Origin of the sequence: Allobosea sp., assembly GCF_017308075.1 — a bacterium.
Lineage (GTDB): Bacteria > Pseudomonadota > Alphaproteobacteria > Rhizobiales > Beijerinckiaceae > Allobosea.
Genome location: NZ_JAFKFX010000030.1, coordinates 17,765 through 32,640, shown reverse-complemented (window position 1 = coordinate 32,640; position 14,876 = coordinate 17,765). Strand labels below are relative to the sequence as shown.

The following is a 14,876-nucleotide window of genomic DNA, read 5'->3' as shown; positions in this document are numbered from 1 at the left end:
GCGTGCGCGTTCAGCCCTGGCCGGGGCGGGGCGGCGGCGGCGCGTCCGCGTCGTCGGCCTGGGGCTTGTCGCGGACCGCGCTGGAAAATGCCGGATAGCGTTTGCGATAGGCCTTCAGGAAATCCTGCATCGTGTCGGAGCCGGCGGCAGAGCGCGCGACCTCGCGGATGTCGGCCGCGCTGGCGCGGCTCGCCCCGGTGACGAAGGCGAACAGCCGGGCGTCGGGGCTTTGGGCCATTTTGCCGGCGAATTTGGTGCGCAGGCGGTCGAGCGATAGCGCCTCGTCGGACATGGCATAGGCGATGGCGGCGCGCATCGCGTCGCCGCGTTCGCCGTCGCCTAGCGGAGCCTCGCCGCGCCAGCTTTCGCCGAGGATGCGTTCCAGCGCCTCGCCGGCCTCGCGCCAGCGGCGGCCGTTCCACAGAATGTCGGCGTGCAGCCGGTCGACCTCCGGCCCACTCTCGCCTTCCAGTAGGTCAAGCGCCTGGTCGGTGCGCGAGAGATCGGAGAGCGCCTTGGCCTCGAGCAGCAGGCGGGCGCGCTTGACGTCGCCGGGCAGCTCGGCGAGGCGGGTCGAAACCAGGGCCTGCAGCGCCTCCGCCGGCCTGCGGTTCATCAGCCGGATCATGGCGAGGCGGGCAGCGACGGTGGAGCGCGCGGCGCCGTTCAGGCGCTTCTCCATCTGGTAGTGCAGGATGTCGCCGGCCTGATCGAGCAGATCGAGTTCGACCAGCCTGTCGGCGAGCAGCCGGGTGATCTCGTCGCCGCGCCGGCCGACCGGCAGGAATTCCTTGAAGTCGTAGAACAGCGCCAGCGCCTCGAGGCGTGGCAGCTTCTCGATGTCGGGATCGCTGAACAGCGCCTCGAAGCGCTGGGCGGTCTCGTCGTGCAGCAGGCGGGTCGCGGGATGATCGGGGAAATTCTCGTTCGCCCTCCGGGCGATCTGGAAGGCGTCGCGCCAGCGCTGCTGCTGGGCATAGATGCGCCCGAGTTCGGCCAGGGCCTCGATCTCGATCTCGCCGCCGCGCCAGATCGCCGAGACGGTCTCCAGCCGGGCCGCCGCCTCGTCGACCGAGAGCTCCGGCCGCTTCTCGGCGCGGGCGAGCCTGACGGCGCGCAATTGCGCCTCGGCGGCGACCGGCCGGCTGACGGCCTCGAAAAGCGCACGATAGCCGTTGAGCGCCGCTTCCGGTCGCCCGCTGGCGTCGTCGAGCATGGCCTGCAGCAGTGCGAGGTCCTCGGCCGGGACCAGGCTCGCCGACAGCTCGGCGAGATGGGCGATCTGGCGCTCGGCCACCAGCGTGTCCTGCATGGCGAGTGCGGCGCGGGCCATGGCCGGGCGGAACTGCGCCTGCAGATCGGGCGGATAACCGTCGAGTATCGTCTCGGCCCGCCGGAAGCCGGCGAGGGCCGGAGCGTTGCGGCCGAGTCGCTGCTCGACCAGTGCCCGCCAGAGGCCGATTTCGGCCTCTTCCTTGATCGGGCCGGCGTCGAAGGCCTTCAGCGCCTCGGCATGGCGGTGCATCTGCGTGGCGATCACGCCCTTGAGGAAAAGCGCCTCGCGGTTGCCGCGCATCGCAGGGTCATCGGCGAGAAGGGCGTTGAGCGGGCCGGCCGCCTCGGGCAGCATCTCGTTGGCGACGAGGAAACGGGCCAGGGCCAACCGGGCTTCCGACTTGCGGCCGCGCGAGGCATCGGCGACGTCGCGCAGCAGCTCCTGGGTCCGCGCGCGCACGTCGTCGGTGCGCAGGCTCGACCAGCGTTGCGCGTCGAGTAGCGGTGCGGCGGCGCTGTCGGTCGCCTTCTTTTCCGGCTCGTTCGGCTTGTCGGCATCGAGGCTGACGACGAGGCCGCCATTGCGAGCGATCTCCACCTCGTCCGTGCCGGCCCTGACCATGACGTCGTCCGCCAGCGCGCTGATGGCGATGCCATGGGCGGTCTGAGGCAGGCCGAATTCGACGAAACGATAAGGCTTGGGGACGGCTCGGGTCGGGCCGAGCGCGGTCGCGACCGCCATTGGCGCGCCGCCGTCACGATTCTCGAGCCAGTGCACGCCGGTCATGCCGGGAACCGGGACGGCCATCACGGTCTCGCCGCGCTCATCGGTTTCGCGCCGCGGCGCCAGAGCCGAGGCCGGCTTGCCGAGCTTTTCGCCGAAGGAGAGCGACCAGCTCGCGCCGTCATCGGAAAGACGGGTGATCTGCTGGCTGCGGGTGCGCAGGCGCAGCACGGTGATCTTGGCCTCCCGCGTCACCGTGACGTCGCGGATGAAGGCGGGGAGCAGGCCTTTCAGCCGATCGGGATCGAGCGTGTCGCGGGTGTCGAAGACGAGCGTCACCAGTCCGGGCTCGGCGAAGGCAGCGGCGCCGGTGGGGCGGGAGAAGCGGAAATCGAGGCGGCCACCATCGCCATTGGCGACGGAGCTGACGATAATGTCCCGCGGGGCCGGGTCGACCGCAGCCGGAGCCGCGACTGGCGCAGGGGCTGCAGGGGCAGCGGGTGCCGCCAGCGGGGTCGCGGGAGTGGCGGCCGCACTCGCGGGCGCTGCCTTCGGTTGCACGGCCGCTGCCTGCGGCGGCGCGGCCGGCTGCGAACCGCGGGCGGCAGTGCCGGCCTCCAGGGCCGACAGCGTCAGTGCCGTCGCCGCTGCCGGGTGCGCGAGATCGACGGTCCAGCCATGGTCCTCGCGAAAGCTGCGCAGCTCGCGTTCCTTGGGAACGCTGAAGACGAGCTCGGTGCCGCCGCCTTCGTTCCCGGCGCTTTCCAGCGTGAAGCCCGCCGGCAGCAGCGAACGGATCTTCCCTGCCTCGAGCTGCAGCGGCTGGTCGAAGGCCAGCGTCAGCTGGCCATTGTCGAGCCGGGGGGTCAGTTGCGCCTCGGCAGGCGCGTTGAACATCAGCCGGTCGAGCGTCGGCAGGCGCACGCTGCGGAAGCCGAGCGGCTTCGGCTCCGGCGCCGGGGCGCGGGCGGTATCGCGTGCCCGGGATTCGGCGAGGCGGAGGCGCTTGGTCAGCTCGGCGAGGACTTCGGGCGGCAGGCCCGGCAATTGCCCGACCCAGTTCTCGGGCAGGAGGTCGATGAAGGCGCGGTCGCCCGCTTCGAGCAGGTTGGCGCGATAGGTCTTGGCGAGTGCGAAGCGCAGGCCCCGGCCATCCGGATCGACCCGCGCCAGCGAGACATAGGCCGGGAGTTCCCTGGAAATACGGCTGGGGTCGACCTTCACCGGTTGGCTGAAGCCGACGACCAGCACGCCGTTGGAGACGCGCGCCCGGGTCGTGACCGGCTCGTCGAAGGTGAAGGCGAGGCGACCGAAGCCGGCCTGCATCGCCTCGCCACGCAGTTCGGCATTGGCGGCCAGGGCCGACTGGCTCTGGCCGAGCGCAAGGCTCATCGCCGCCAGACCGATGCCGAAGCTCAGGGACCGCAGGATACGCAAGACTGCCACTCAACCCCAACGCGACCAGACGGGCATGGAAACAACGCTCCACCCCGGGGGCGACGCTAGCCCGTCAAGGATAACGGGCGGTTAAGGGGCGCCGGCAAGGGATGCGCGGGGAGGGCGGTGGATCCTTACAATGCGCAGGCATCGTCGCCCGACCCGGTTTGCCGAACCGTCGGCTGGCTGATCAGGTCTTGACGAGCGGTGCTCCGGCAATCAGATCCAGAGCTTCGCCATATTCCCGGCGAAGGCGGGCTTGTGCCGTCTGCGGCAGTTTCGAGAGGCGGACCTCGTCGCTCTGGTCCCTGACATCCGCTTCCATCACGAGGCGCGCAAGCGGATTGGCCGTCGCGCGTTCGACATAGGCGAGATACTCCTCCTCTTCGGCGCGCATGAGCGAGGCGATCGCCTCGACCGTCTTCACCGAATAGCCCTCATCGGCCAGTCGTCCGAGTGTCCAATCGGTGCTCCTGACGACGTCGTGCAGAGCGGCGATCACGGCCAGCTGCTCGTGTCCTGCGAAGAGAAAGCCCGCCATGACCCGCATGGGATGGGCGATGAAAGGCATGCCCGTCCTGTCCTGCTGACCAGAGTGCGCCTTGGCCGCGATCTCGATAGCTCGATTGACTGCTCTCATCCCTCTTCTCCTGCGCATGTTGCCAAGGCAACGGCGGAGAACGCGACGCGAATTGTGCCGGTATCTTCGGCTAAGCTAAGCGTCCTCATGGGTCGGCGAGGTCTGGGCAGTCTGTCGGAAAAATCCGAGAAGCGCAAATCAAGCGACTCGGCTCGGCTCATCGGCCGTTACGCCACGGCCTCTTGCAGGGCACGGGGCTGCGACCGCCGCCGGCGCCCCAGCCGCCGGTCGTCGTCAGGGCGTGCTCTCGTATTTCCGCGAGGTGTAGTCGCGCGCGCTGCGGGCCAGATGCCTTGCCAGCGCCCGTACCGCCGGTGGCAGGTTCCGGCCTTTCCGCACGCAGATCTTGACGCAGGCCCGCTGTAGATTGCGCCCCTGGATCGGGATGCCGATCAGGCGCCCCTCGGCGACGTCGCGCTGGATCGAGAAGCTCGTCACGACGCTGGCGCCCATGCCGGCCCGGGCGAAGCAACGCAACGACTCGATCGAGTTCGTGACCAGCGCCGGCTTCAGCTCGATGCCGGTCGCCGCGGCGACGTCGTCGACGAGGCGCCTGATGCCGAAGGTCCGGTCGGGCAGGGCCAGACGCAGCGCGCCGATCTCGGCGATGGTCGCCGAGCAGCGCGTTGCGAAGGCATCGCCGGGGCGGACGGCCACGACCAGCGGGTCGGCGATTTCCGCCAGCGATGCGACACTGCGATGCAGCGTCGGGTTGAACGCCACCACCAGGTCGGCCTCGTCATGCAGGAGGCGCTGCACGAGCTGGTCCGAGCTTGCGATCATCACCTCGAAGCCCACCGAAGGATGCGCTTCGGAAAAACGCGCCAAAGCGGGATAGAAGAAGTCGTCGATCGCGCCCTCGACGGTCCAGGCCCGGACATGGCCACGCTTGATGCCCTGCAGCTCCTCGATGGTCGAACGGGCCCGCTGGACGCAGTTCAGGACGGTGCGCGCCGTTTCCAGCACCGCGGCGCCGGCCGTGGTCAGGCGCATGCCGCGCGCCCGGCGTTCGAAAAGGGCTGCGCTGTATTCCTCCTCGAGGCCGGCGATCTGGCGGCTGACCGCCGACGGGGCGACACGCAGCGCGTCAGCCGCTTCACGGACCGAGCCATGATCGGCGACGGCGGCGAAGTATCTGTATCGGGTGAGGGACATTGGAGGGAGCCTTGCGGCCCGACCACCAGCCGCTCCGAAGGCTAGAGCAGCGTTGCCGGGTCGGCAACGCTCGTTCTGCGATTCCGATCTGGCTGAGCGCTCGGCCGGTCTCTTAAAAAAATGCCAGAGCGTGACGAGGAGCCGATCCGATGTATTCGACCCAATCCAGTCAAGACGGCAGCTACCGGTTCATTCCGGCGGTGTTCCAGTATTCCGGCGGCGTCGTGGCCGAGCCGGGCTTCCGGATCGAGAGGGCGCGCCTGTCCGCGCCGCTTCCGCTGGAGCAGGGCCTGGCGGCGATCGAAGCCCATCTGAAGCGGATCGGCAGGCCGCTGACGGCGTTCTGCTCCTGCGAGCTGCGCTCGCCCGAGCCGTTCTCCGAGGCGGGCTTTGCGGCGCTGAACAAGGTCTATGCCTCGCGGCTCGAGCAGTGGGGCCTGCTTCAGGGCAAGGTCAACCCGGTCGCGCGGACCAATATCTGCCCGGAGCTCGGCAAGCCCGAGACGGTCTCGCTGCATGCCTTCAGCTATACCGTTCCCGACGCCGCGGCGCGCCCGAGCTTCATCGTGGCCGGCAGCGGCGAGGCCCCGGAGGGCGCCGCCAGCTATGCCGAGGGCACGATCCGGCTCGGCGATGTCTCGCCCGAGGGCGTCAGGGCCAAGGCGGAATGGGTGATGGGCGAGATGGAGCGGCGCCTCGCCGGACTTGGCCGGACATGGCGGGACGCCATGACGGTCAACGTCTACACGGCGCAGGACATCCATCCGTTGCTGGCGGACGTGCTGGCCCTGGTGACGGGGAGCGGCGCTGATCTGGTCTGGCATTTCTCGCGGCCGCCGGTGGCGGTGCTCGATTACGAGATGGATGTGCGCGGCCTGTCGCGAGAGATCGTGATTGATACGCAGCTCTGAAGGCCTGCCCGCGTCTCATGCGTTGCCGGAACGGGAACGGATGAGACGTGGATGCATCCTCGCAGATGGGTGGCGTCGGCGCCGCCGCGGGATCGACATGGCCAGACCGGCCTCGGCGAGGCCGCGAGGCGCTTTTTTTGTGAGTTTCTGCCCGGAGGAAATCGATGCTGCTTGATCGACGTGCGCTTCTTCTCGCAGGGCTGGCCCTGCCGAGTCTCGCCAGGGCGCAAAGCGCCTGGAAACCGACCCGGCCGGTGCGGCTCATCCTGCCGTTCACTGCCGGCACGGCGATGGACCCGGTCGCTCGTCTGGTCCAGGAGAGCCTCAAGAACGCGCTGGGTCAGAGCGTGGTGATCGAGAACATCGCCGGCGCTGCGACCGTCATCGCCGGCGCTGAGACGCTGAAATCGCCGGCCGACGGCCACACCATGCTGATGATCGCCAACAGCTTCGCGGCGAACATCACGCTGCGGACACGCACGGCGGACTGGCAGCGTGCCTTCGCCCCGCTGGTCCAGGCGACGGTGGTGCCGCATGTGCTGACGGTCGCTCCCTCGCTGAAGGTCGACTGGCAGGGCTTCCTGGCGCGCCTGCGCGATGCCGGCGCCGGAGCGAGCTATGGCTCGCCGGGAATCGGCACCTCGCCCCATCTCGGCGCCGAGCATTTCCTGCGCCTCGCCGGGGGCAAGGCCGTCCACGTCCCCTATAACGGCACGGCGCAGCTTTTCGTCGACCTCTATGCCGGCCGGATCGACTTCGCGCTCAGCAACCTGCCGGACGTCGTCCAGCCGATCGCGGAGGGCAAGCTCACGGCGCTCGCCGTCACCGCCGACAAGCGCGTGCCCGAGTTGCCGGATGTCCCGACCTTCGCGGAGCTCGGCTTGCCGGACCTTCTCTCGGATAGCTGGTTCGGCGTCGTGGTGCGCCGCGACACGCCGGCGCCGGCGCGCGAGGCGCTGGAGCGCGCCTGGCTCGCCGCGCTCGCGCGGCCGGAGGTCAAGGAACGGCTGCAGGCCCTGAGCTTCACCGTGCTGGCGCGGCCCGGTGCCGAGTTCGAGGCCGTGATCGACCGCTATGTCACGACCTATGCGACGATCATCAAGGAGAACGGCATCACCGTTCAGCAATAGGCGGCGCGGCCGCCCGGGACGCGGACGCTCAGCGGCGCCGGGCGGGCTCGATCGCCGGCAATTCGTTCCCGGCCGGTCCCGCGGGCGCCGCCGCAGCGGCCCGCTCGGCGCCGGTGGCGCGGCCGCGCAGGGAGAGCGCGACGGTCAGGCGCTCCGCCGCTTCCGGCGACATCGCGGCGAGCACGTCGGACATCTTGCGCGGGTTCATCTGCTGGACGACCGGGACCATCACGTCGAGCGACAGCCGGTCGAAGACGCGGGCGGCGTCCTTGGGCTTCATCGTCTCGTACATGATCACCAGGTTCTTGATCGCCTGGCTCTCCTCGCCGTCCTTCTTCTTCGGCCCCTCGACCTTCTCCTCGAGCGTCTTCAGGTCCTCGACCCGGCCGCCCAGCTTCTTCTCGGCGTTGTCGAGCAGCTTCTCGCGCATGTCGAGCTCGCGCATGCGCGCCTCGATCTCCTCGCGGCGCTTGCTGAGGCGTTCGAGCAGGGCCCGCTCGGAGGCCGAGACGGGCTGTGCCGTCCCGTTCATCAGCCCGGCCTTGTTGCTGGGGTTGGCAGTGGCGGCGGCGTCGCGCCTCGCCTGCTCCTGGGGCGACAGCTTGGGCTCGGGCGGGTCGATGGTGCCGGTGACCATGGGGTCGAGGAAAGTGTCGGGTGCATGGGCACGGGCGATGATCTTGGCCAGGCCCCAGACTTCCTTCTCGGCCGCGGGCTTGTCCGCCACGGCCTGCTGGCTCGCGGATGTCGGGCCGGGCGAGGGCTCCGCCGTCCAGGCGAGCAGCTTCAGCGCCAGGAGGCCCATGGCGCCGAGGATGACCGCTGGAATCAGGCGGGGCGACTGGATCACGCAGCCTGGCCTTCGAGTCTGCGCGCAGCGCGGGCGCGGATCGCGGCAGCGGCATCGGCGGCGCTCGCCATGCGCGAGACGGTCGGCGTCTCGGCGGGCTGCGGCTCGGCCTTGGGCGCGACCAGGGTCGCGGCGCCGACGATCTGGCCGATGCGGTCCATCACGGTTTGCCCGGCTTCGATCTGGGCGGCGAGGTCGGCGGCATAGCGCTCGGCCGTGCGCAGGCGCTCGGCCAGAGTGCGGTCGCAGTCGCCGAGAGTCAGCTTCAGCCCGGCAATGGCGCGCTCGGCGGTGTCGGTGGCGGCGATCAGCGCGCCGATGGTCTGTCGCATCGAGCTTTCATCGGCCTTCAGGCGTTCGATTCGCTTGGCGAGGACATAGCAGGTGATGATGGTGGCGACGAGCAGGCAGGCGACCAGCGCATCGGCGATCAAGGTGAGGGTCATGTCGGCTGGCTCCCGGCTCAGGCTGTCGGGGTGAGATGGCTGGTGTCGAAGGCTGCCATCGTGGTCTTGGAACGCCGCAAGGGGCTGACGACCTGGACGGCGATCCTGTCGTCGACGCGGCCGATCCGGCCCTCGCTGACGATGAACTCGCCGCAGCGCAGCGAGGCGACCGCTTCGGGGCGGGCGTCGAACATCAGCGTGTCGCCGATCTCGAGCTTCATCACCCGCTTCAGCGGCATCGTGCATTCGTGCAGCACGCATTTGACCGCGACATCCGCCTGCCAGACTTCGGTGGCGAGATGGTTCTCCCAGATCGCGTCGCGCCCGAGCTTCTCGCCCATGAAGCTTTCGAGCAGCAATTCGCGTATCGGCTCGATGGTGGCATAGGGCAGCAGGACATGCAGCGAACCGCCACGCCCCTCCATGTCGAAGCGCAGCTCGACGCGGATCGCGGCGTTGGCCGGGCGCGAGATCGAGACGAAGCGCGGATTCGACTCGATGCGGTCGACCTTGAAGGTCACCGGCGAGAGCGGGCGGAAAGCGGCTTCGGCATCGCCGAGCACCACGCCGATCACCCGCCGCAGCAGGTTCATCTCGATGGAGGTGAAGGGCCTGCCGTCGATGCGGGCCGCGGGCTGGCCGCGCTTGCCGCCCAGCATGGTGTCGAGAACCGAATAGGTGAGGGCGGATTCGATGGTGACGAGGCCGAAATTATCCCATTCCTCGGCCTTGAAGACGGCGAGCATCGCCGGCAGCGAGATCGAGTTGATGTAGTCGCCGAAGCGGACCGAGCGGATGCCTTCCAGCGTCACCTCGACATTGTCGCTGAACAGGTTGCGCAGGCTGGTCGAGAGCAGCCGGACCAGACGCTCGAAGATGATCTCGAGCATCGGCAGGCGTTCATAGGTGACCGAGCCGGAATCGACGATCGCCTGAATGCCGTTGCGGCCGCCCTTGCCGTCTTCTCCGATGGAGAAGCCGAGCATGGTGTCGATCTCGTCCTGAGTCATCAGGCGGTCGATATGGGCTTCCGCCTCGCTCTCGTCGGGAGCGATGTCGGGCATGGCCGCCCATTCGGCTGCCATGCCTTCCGGCGTCAGCGGAGCGTTTTCCTTGGCGGAGGCTTCGAGGTCGAGATCGTCGGTGGCCATGGACGGTGGTCGCCTTGCGGGATTCTTGCGCGGGATCGGGCTATTGGATCAGCAGTTCCTTGAAGAGCACTGCGTCGATCTTGGCCGGGTGGACCGTGACATTGACGCGTCGCAGCAGCTCTTCCTTGAGCCGGTACATGCCGGCCGAGCCTTCGAGGTCCGCGGGCCTGAGCTCGCGCATGAAGACCTGGAAGGCATCCTCGACCCGCGGCAATAGCGGCTTGATCTGCTCCGACATCTTGGCGTCGGCGATCTCGAGCACGACCTTGATCTTGATGATCGGCTGACGGTCCTGCTGGCCGCCGGCCGAGATGCCGATCATCATGTCCTTCATCTCGACGAAGGTGACGGGCTTCTTGGCGGTAGCGGCGGCCTCGGCCGCCGCGAGCTGCTCGGCGGACGGCTTCTTCAGGAAGAAGAACCAGCCACCGCCTCCGAGCGCGAGCAGGGCGACCGCGCCGACGATCATGACGAGCTTCTTCTTGCCGGGCTTCGGCGCGGCATTCGTGCCGGCTTCGCCCTCCTCATCGCCCTTTTTCGGCTTCTTCGACATTGCGGCCCGCCTGCTTGGAAGGTGGCGCGCGCAGCCGCCGATCCCTTCAGGTGAACCTGACGAATTACGGTTAATACCTCGTTAAGACAGGCAAAATCTGCCGGGTCGTTTCTGCCGCACGGGCCGGTTCATGCCGCCGTCGGGGTCGTCGTCGATTTTCAATTATTCGTTTTATATCAGTATCTTGATTGAGATTAACCATGTTGGCACGGGCGTTGCTGACCTCTTGGCTGCGATTGCCGCGCTGGGGAGCGTCGAGGCGATCGCGGGAAAGATCGGGAGCAGGGGCCGTGGAAAACGCGCTTCTCGTCGGCCTGTCGCGCCAGATGGCTCTGGCGCGGGAGCTCGACGTCATCGCCAACAATGTGGCGAATGTCGGAACGAACGGCTTCAAGGCCCGCTCGGCGCGCTTTGCCGAGTTCATCTCGCCGGGCGCCCGCGCCGACACCTTTCCGTCCGCCGACCGTCGGCTTTCGTATGTGATCGACCGCGGCTCGCCGATCGATCTCTCCACCGGAACCCTCGAGCGTACCGGCAACCCGCTTGATATCGCGCTCCAGGCCGACAACTACCTCGTGGTGCAGACCCCGCAGGGTGAGCGCTACACCCGCGCCGGCTCGCTCGACATCAATGCTCGCGGCCAGCTCGTCACCCAGTCCGGCCAGCCGGTGCTCGGCGATGGCGGCCCGATCGTGTTCGGCGAAAGCGAGAGCAATCCGCGCATCGCCGCTGACGGCACCGTCTCCTCCGACCAGGGCCAGCGCGGCAAAATCCGTCAGGTCCGCTTCGACAATCCCCGGGCCCTGCAGAGCGAAGGCGACAACCTGTTCTCGTCGACCGCCGCGGCCCAGGCGGCCGGCCCGCAGGCCCGGCTCGAGACCGGCGCCTTCGAGCGTTCCAACGTCAAGGCGGTGGCCGAGATGACCCGCCTCGTCGAGGTCCAGCGCGCCTATCAGAACATGTCGGCCCTGCTGGCCAAGACCGACGAGCTGCGCGGCAAGGCGATTTCGCGCCTCGCCGACCAGCAGGCCTGACGCGGAACGGAGACAAGCTCATGCGCGCCCTTCACACCGCCGCCACCGGCATGATGGCCCAGGAACTCAACGTTCAGGTCATCTCCAACAACATCGCGAACGTGCGCACCACCGGCTACAAGCGCCAGCGCGTGCACTTCCAGGACCTGCTCTACGAGCACCAGCGGCGTGCCGGCTCGGCGACCTCCGAGCAGAACACCATGGTTCCCGCCGGCATCTCGATCGGCTCGGGCGTCAAGACGGTCTCGACCGGCCGGGTGATGACCCAGGGCAACATGACACCGACCGATAAGCAGTTCGACGTCGCGCTCCGTGGCGAGGGCTTCTTCCGCATCCGCCTGCCGGACGGGCGTACCGCCTATTCGCGCGACGGCTCCTTCGATCTCGACGCTCAGGGCCAGCTCGTCACGCGCGACGGCTACCAGGTCGAGCCCGGCATCACCGTCCCGAACAATGCGACCAGCGTCAGCATCAACGCACAGGGCACCGTCGAGGCGACGATGCCCGGCCAGACGGCGCCTCAGCAGCTCGGCCAGATCCAGCTCGCCCGCTTCATCAACAAGGTCGGCCTGGAATCGCTCGGCGACAACCTGTTCATCGAGACGGCGGGCTCCGGCCCGGCGATCGACGGGGTCGGCGGCGGCGAGGGCTTCGGCACCTTGCAGCAGAACTATCTCGAGGAAGGCAATGTCCAGGCGGTCACCGAGCTGTCCTCGCTGATCGCGGCGCAGCGCGCCTATGAAATGAACTCCAAGGTGATCTCGGCGGCGGACCAGATGATGCAGTCCACCACCCAGATCATCCGCTAGAGCCAGGGAGAGACGCCATGATGCGCTCCATTCTGCTTCTCGCCGCGTTTGGCCTCGCAGTGGATGCGGCCCGGGCCGAGCCCGCCGCGCCGGTCGCAGCCCAGGTTCCCGCTACCGCTCCCGCCGGCGCCCCGCAGGCGGCCACCGGCAAGCCGCGTCTGCGGCCCGATCTGACCCTGAGCCGCGACATCGTCAGCTTCGGCGACCTGATTGCCGGGCTGTCGCCGCAGGATGGTGCCCTGCCGGCCTTCCGCGCCCCGGCGCTGGGCGAAACCGGTACGATCCAGGTCGGCCGGATCGTCGAGGCGGCGCTGAAGAACGGCATCCTGCGCGAGGCGCTCGACCTCGACAGCCAGGGCCTCGCCCAGGTCGTGGTGACGCGGGCGGCGCGCCGGATCACCGGGCAGGACATCGAGTCGGCGGTGAAGACGGCCCTGCTCGAGCGCTTCGGCTTCGATGCGCGCGCCTTCGCCCTGGTCTTCGACGGCGGCGCCCCTTCGGTCGCGGTCGAGCCGGAACTACCCGGCGAGATGGTGGCGCTCGACCTGACCTATGACGCCCGTTCGCGGCGTGTGATCGGTCGTCTCGCCGTGCCCGGCAGCGCCGCGACCCGGCTGAAGCCGGTGCGGGTCTCCGGGCTCCTGGTCGAGACTGTGGACGTCGTGGTGCCGCTGCGCCCGATCGCGCGCGGCGAGACGCTGACCGCCGGCGACGTCATGGTCGAGCGGCGGCCGCGCGATCCCGGCACGAACGACCAGCTCAGCGAGATGCGGGCGGCGATCGGCAAGGTCGCGAGGCGCTCGCTGCTTGCCGGCGTCGCGCTGCGCGGCGGCGACGTCCAGCGCGAGGAGATCGTCGGCCGCGGCGAGATGGTGACGCTGGTCTACGAGGCGCGCGGCGTGCTGATCAGCATGCGCGCCCGGGCCAACGAGGCCGGCGCGATGGGCGACGTCATCGCCGTCACCAACCTCAATTCCAAGCGGGTGCTGCAGGGGACCGTCAGCGGGCCCGGCCGCATCAATGTCAGCCCTCCCGGCGGCGGCCATGTCGCCGCGGCGCGCTGAACCCAGGTTTTCAAAGTGCGGATCGAGATCATGACCCGAAGCAACCCGATCGCTGTCCCCGCCGTTCTCGGCCTCGCCTTGCTGCTCGGCGCCTGCGGCGCCGCCGACCGGCTCGCCAATGTCGGCCAGGCCCCGGCGCTCTCGCCGATCGAGGACCCGACGGCGACCAAGGGCTACAAGCCCGTGCAGATGCCGATGCCGGCGATGGAGCATGCCTCCTACGCTCCGAACTCGCTCTGGCGCACCGGTTCGCGCGCCTTCTTCAAGGACCAGCGCGCGCGGCTCGTCGGCGACCTCGTCACGGTCAAGGTCAAGGTTACGGACCGGGCTCAGCTCGACAACACCACCAAGCGCAGCCGCAAGAACGGCGAGGATTTCGGCGCGGCCCGGATCATGGGCTTCGAGAACAAGCTCGATCGCTTCCTGCCCAATGGCTCGAGCGCCGGCGAGCTTCTCAAGCTCGATTCCGAGGGCTCGAGCGAAGGCTCGGGCTCGGTGCGCCGGGCCGAGCAGCTCGCCACCAATGTCGCCGCCGTCGTCACCCAGACCCTGCCGAACGGCAATCTGGTGATCGAGGGCAAGCAGGAGATCCGGGTCAATTTCGAGGTGCGCGAGCTGATCGTCGCCGGCGTGATCCGGCCCGAGGACATCGAATCCGACAACACCATCGAGTCGGCCAAGATCGCCCAGGCCCGCATCGCCTATGGCGGCCGCGGCCAGATCACCGATGTGCAGCAGCCGCGTTACGGCCAGCAGGTGATGGACATCCTGCTGCCCTTCTGAGGGCGGCCCCCGAACCACCGAGCCGGCCATCCGAGAAAGGGACGCCGAAGCCACGATCATCGCAGACACCCGGTGCGACCAGGCGACGCTCCCCACGTCCACGCCCCGCCCCGGGCCGGCGGTCTCTCCCGAGGCCGCCGAACCTCCCGGCCGCCAGCCACGCTCCCCAAGCCAACCGGCTGGCGGCCAGAAGCCCCGCGCCCTCCCGCGCGGGGCTTTTCTCCCGCTCGATCACGCTGTCCTTCGGCGGAACGCGTGCCGGAGCGGAGAATAGGGTCCATCCAACGGTTTACGGAGCGTTTTGGCACGCCGTGTCGTCGCCGCATTCTCGCAGCAGGCTCTCGGGCAGATGATGATTTGAGGCCGAGGCCCGCCCCCGGTGCGGAACCGCCGCTTCCTTCAAGCCCGACGCGGCAAGCAAAAAAGGCCCCGCAGTCGCCCGCGAGGCCTTCTGTCATCGTCATGTCCCTGCCGCGGCTCAATCGTCGCGGAAGACGCGTTCGTTGCGCTCGTGGCGTTCCTGGGCTTCGAGCGAGAGGGTCGCGATCGGGCGGGCTTCGAGCCGCTTCAAGGAGATCGGTTCGCCTGTATCCTCGCAAAAGCCGTAAGTGCCTTCGTCGATGCGGGCGATGGCGGATTCAATCTTGGAGATCAGCTTGCGCTGGCGGTCGCGGGCGCGCAGCTCGATGGCGCGATCGGTTTCCGAGGAGGCGCGGTCGGCGATGTCCGGATGGTTCTCGCTCTCGCTCTGCAGGGTGACCAAGGTCTCCTTGGCTTCCTTGAGGATCTCATCCTTCCAGGCCTGCAGTTTGCCGCGGAAATATTCGCGCTGCCGCTCGTTCATGAACGGCTCGGTCTCGGAAGGTTTGTAGTCGGGATCGAGGGTGGTCTGCTTCGACATGGGCAGGCTTTCT

Annotated in this window: 14 protein-coding genes; 6 read left to right on the top strand and 8 right to left on the bottom strand. The window is 68.6% G+C overall.

Annotated features, from left to right (window positions below; genetic code table 11):
- Positions 1-10 precede the first annotated feature (10 nt).
- The 3 genes from J0J10_RS11800 to J0J10_RS11790 all read right to left on the bottom strand — a co-directional run bounded on the left by J0J10_RS11800 (position 11) and on the right by J0J10_RS11790 (position 5,231).
- On the bottom strand, positions 11-3,436 hold the full coding sequence (locus J0J10_RS11800) for a hypothetical protein (protein WP_291646744.1): 3,426 nt from the start codon (positions 3,434-3,436) through the stop codon (positions 11-13).
- A gap of 190 nt (positions 3,437-3,626) precedes the next feature.
- Complete coding sequence (locus tag J0J10_RS11795) at positions 3,627-4,076, bottom strand: GTP pyrophosphokinase (RefSeq protein WP_291646743.1); 450 nt, start codon at positions 4,074-4,076, stop codon at positions 3,627-3,629.
- Between the two features lie 234 nt (positions 4,077-4,310).
- Positions 4,311-5,231 (bottom strand): LysR family transcriptional regulator, encoded by a 921-nt coding sequence (locus J0J10_RS11790; RefSeq protein ID WP_291646741.1) that lies wholly within the window; start codon positions 5,229-5,231, stop codon positions 4,311-4,313.
- 149 nt (positions 5,232-5,380) lie between these two features.
- Between J0J10_RS11790 and cnbZ the strand changes: the two genes are divergently transcribed.
- Positions 5,381-6,142, top strand: coding sequence for a 2-amino-5-chloromuconate deaminase CnbZ (cnbZ, locus tag J0J10_RS11785; protein ID WP_291646739.1), 762 nt, complete (start codon positions 5,381-5,383; stop codon positions 6,140-6,142).
- A 164-nt stretch (positions 6,143-6,306) separates the two neighbouring features.
- On the top strand, positions 6,307-7,272 hold the full coding sequence (locus tag J0J10_RS11780) for a Bug family tripartite tricarboxylate transporter substrate binding protein (protein WP_291646737.1): 966 nt from the start codon (positions 6,307-6,309) through the stop codon (positions 7,270-7,272).
- A gap of 28 nt (positions 7,273-7,300) precedes the next feature.
- Here the strand turns inward: J0J10_RS11780 and J0J10_RS11775 are convergent, their stop codons facing one another.
- Genes J0J10_RS11775 through fliL form a run of 4 tightly spaced genes read right to left on the bottom strand, consistent with a single transcriptional unit; the run spans position 7,301 to position 10,272 of the window.
- On the bottom strand, positions 7,301-8,122 hold the full coding sequence (locus J0J10_RS11775; protein ID WP_291646735.1) for a MotE family protein: 822 nt from the start codon (positions 8,120-8,122) through the stop codon (positions 7,301-7,303).
- On the bottom strand, positions 8,119-8,568 hold the full coding sequence (locus J0J10_RS11770; RefSeq protein WP_291646733.1) for a DUF6468 domain-containing protein: 450 nt from the start codon (positions 8,566-8,568) through the stop codon (positions 8,119-8,121). Before J0J10_RS11770 ends, J0J10_RS11775 begins: the two co-directional genes overlap by 4 nt.
- A gap of 17 nt (positions 8,569-8,585) precedes the next feature.
- Positions 8,586-9,719 (bottom strand): flagellar motor switch protein FliM, encoded by a 1,134-nt coding sequence (gene fliM, locus J0J10_RS11765; protein ID WP_291646732.1) that lies wholly within the window; start codon positions 9,717-9,719, stop codon positions 8,586-8,588.
- A gap of 40 nt (positions 9,720-9,759) precedes the next feature.
- Positions 9,760-10,272, bottom strand: a complete 513-nt coding sequence (gene fliL / locus J0J10_RS11760) for a flagellar basal body-associated protein FliL (protein ID WP_291646730.1) — start codon at positions 10,270-10,272, stop codon at positions 9,760-9,762.
- Between the two features lie 290 nt (positions 10,273-10,562).
- Here fliL and flgF point away from each other — a divergent pair, with 290 nt between their 5' ends.
- Genes flgF through flgH form a run of 4 tightly spaced genes read left to right on the top strand, consistent with a single transcriptional unit; the run spans position 10,563 to position 13,962 of the window.
- A complete protein-coding gene (gene flgF / locus J0J10_RS11755; RefSeq protein WP_291634428.1) occupies positions 10,563-11,306 on the top strand; it encodes a flagellar basal-body rod protein FlgF in 744 nt (247 codons plus the stop codon).
- 20 nt (positions 11,307-11,326) lie between these two features.
- The gene (gene flgG, locus J0J10_RS11750) at positions 11,327-12,115 is read left to right on the top strand and encodes a flagellar basal-body rod protein FlgG (protein WP_291646728.1); all 789 of its coding nucleotides are present in this window, start codon (positions 11,327-11,329) and stop codon (positions 12,113-12,115) included.
- Positions 12,116-12,132: 17 nt separating this feature from the next.
- Positions 12,133-13,179 carry a flagellar basal body P-ring formation chaperone FlgA gene (gene flgA, locus J0J10_RS11745; RefSeq protein ID WP_291646725.1) on the top strand — a complete coding sequence of 349 codons (1,047 nt, stop codon included), beginning with the start codon at positions 12,133-12,135 and terminating at the stop codon, positions 13,177-13,179.
- Between the two features lie 30 nt (positions 13,180-13,209).
- Entirely contained in the window at positions 13,210-13,962 is a 753-nt protein-coding gene (flgH, locus tag J0J10_RS11740) for a flagellar basal body L-ring protein FlgH (RefSeq protein ID WP_291646724.1), read from the top strand.
- A 478-nt stretch (positions 13,963-14,440) separates the two neighbouring features.
- On the opposite strand, the gene dksA is transcribed toward flgH, so the two are convergent.
- On the bottom strand, positions 14,441-14,863 hold the full coding sequence (gene dksA / locus J0J10_RS11735; protein WP_291641819.1) for an RNA polymerase-binding protein DksA: 423 nt from the start codon (positions 14,861-14,863) through the stop codon (positions 14,441-14,443).
- Positions 14,864-14,876 lie beyond the last annotated feature (13 nt).

Coding starts and splice junctions, on each gene's coding strand:
- J0J10_RS11770 (WP_291646733.1), bottom strand. CDS start 8,568: ATGACCCTCACCTTGATCGCCGATGCGCTGGTCGCCTGCCTGCTCGTC.
- fliM (WP_291646732.1), bottom strand. CDS start 9,719: ATGGCCACCGACGATCTCGACCTCGAAGCCTCCGCCAAGGAAAACGCT.
- dksA (WP_291641819.1), bottom strand. CDS start 14,863: ATGTCGAAGCAGACCACCCTCGATCCCGACTACAAACCTTCCGAGACC.
- J0J10_RS11795 (WP_291646743.1), bottom strand. CDS start 4,076: ATGAGAGCAGTCAATCGAGCTATCGAGATCGCGGCCAAGGCGCACTCT.
- fliL (WP_291646730.1), bottom strand. CDS start 10,272: ATGTCGAAGAAGCCGAAAAAGGGCGATGAGGAGGGCGAAGCCGGCACG.
- flgH (WP_291646724.1), top strand. CDS start 13,210: ATGACCCGAAGCAACCCGATCGCTGTCCCCGCCGTTCTCGGCCTCGCC.
- J0J10_RS11790 (WP_291646741.1), bottom strand. CDS start 5,231: ATGTCCCTCACCCGATACAGATACTTCGCCGCCGTCGCCGATCATGGC.
- J0J10_RS11780 (WP_291646737.1), top strand. CDS start 6,307: ATGCTGCTTGATCGACGTGCGCTTCTTCTCGCAGGGCTGGCCCTGCCG.
- flgG (WP_291646728.1), top strand. CDS start 11,327: ATGCGCGCCCTTCACACCGCCGCCACCGGCATGATGGCCCAGGAACTC.
- flgA (WP_291646725.1), top strand. CDS start 12,133: ATGATGCGCTCCATTCTGCTTCTCGCCGCGTTTGGCCTCGCAGTGGAT.
- cnbZ (WP_291646739.1), top strand. CDS start 5,381: ATGTATTCGACCCAATCCAGTCAAGACGGCAGCTACCGGTTCATTCCG.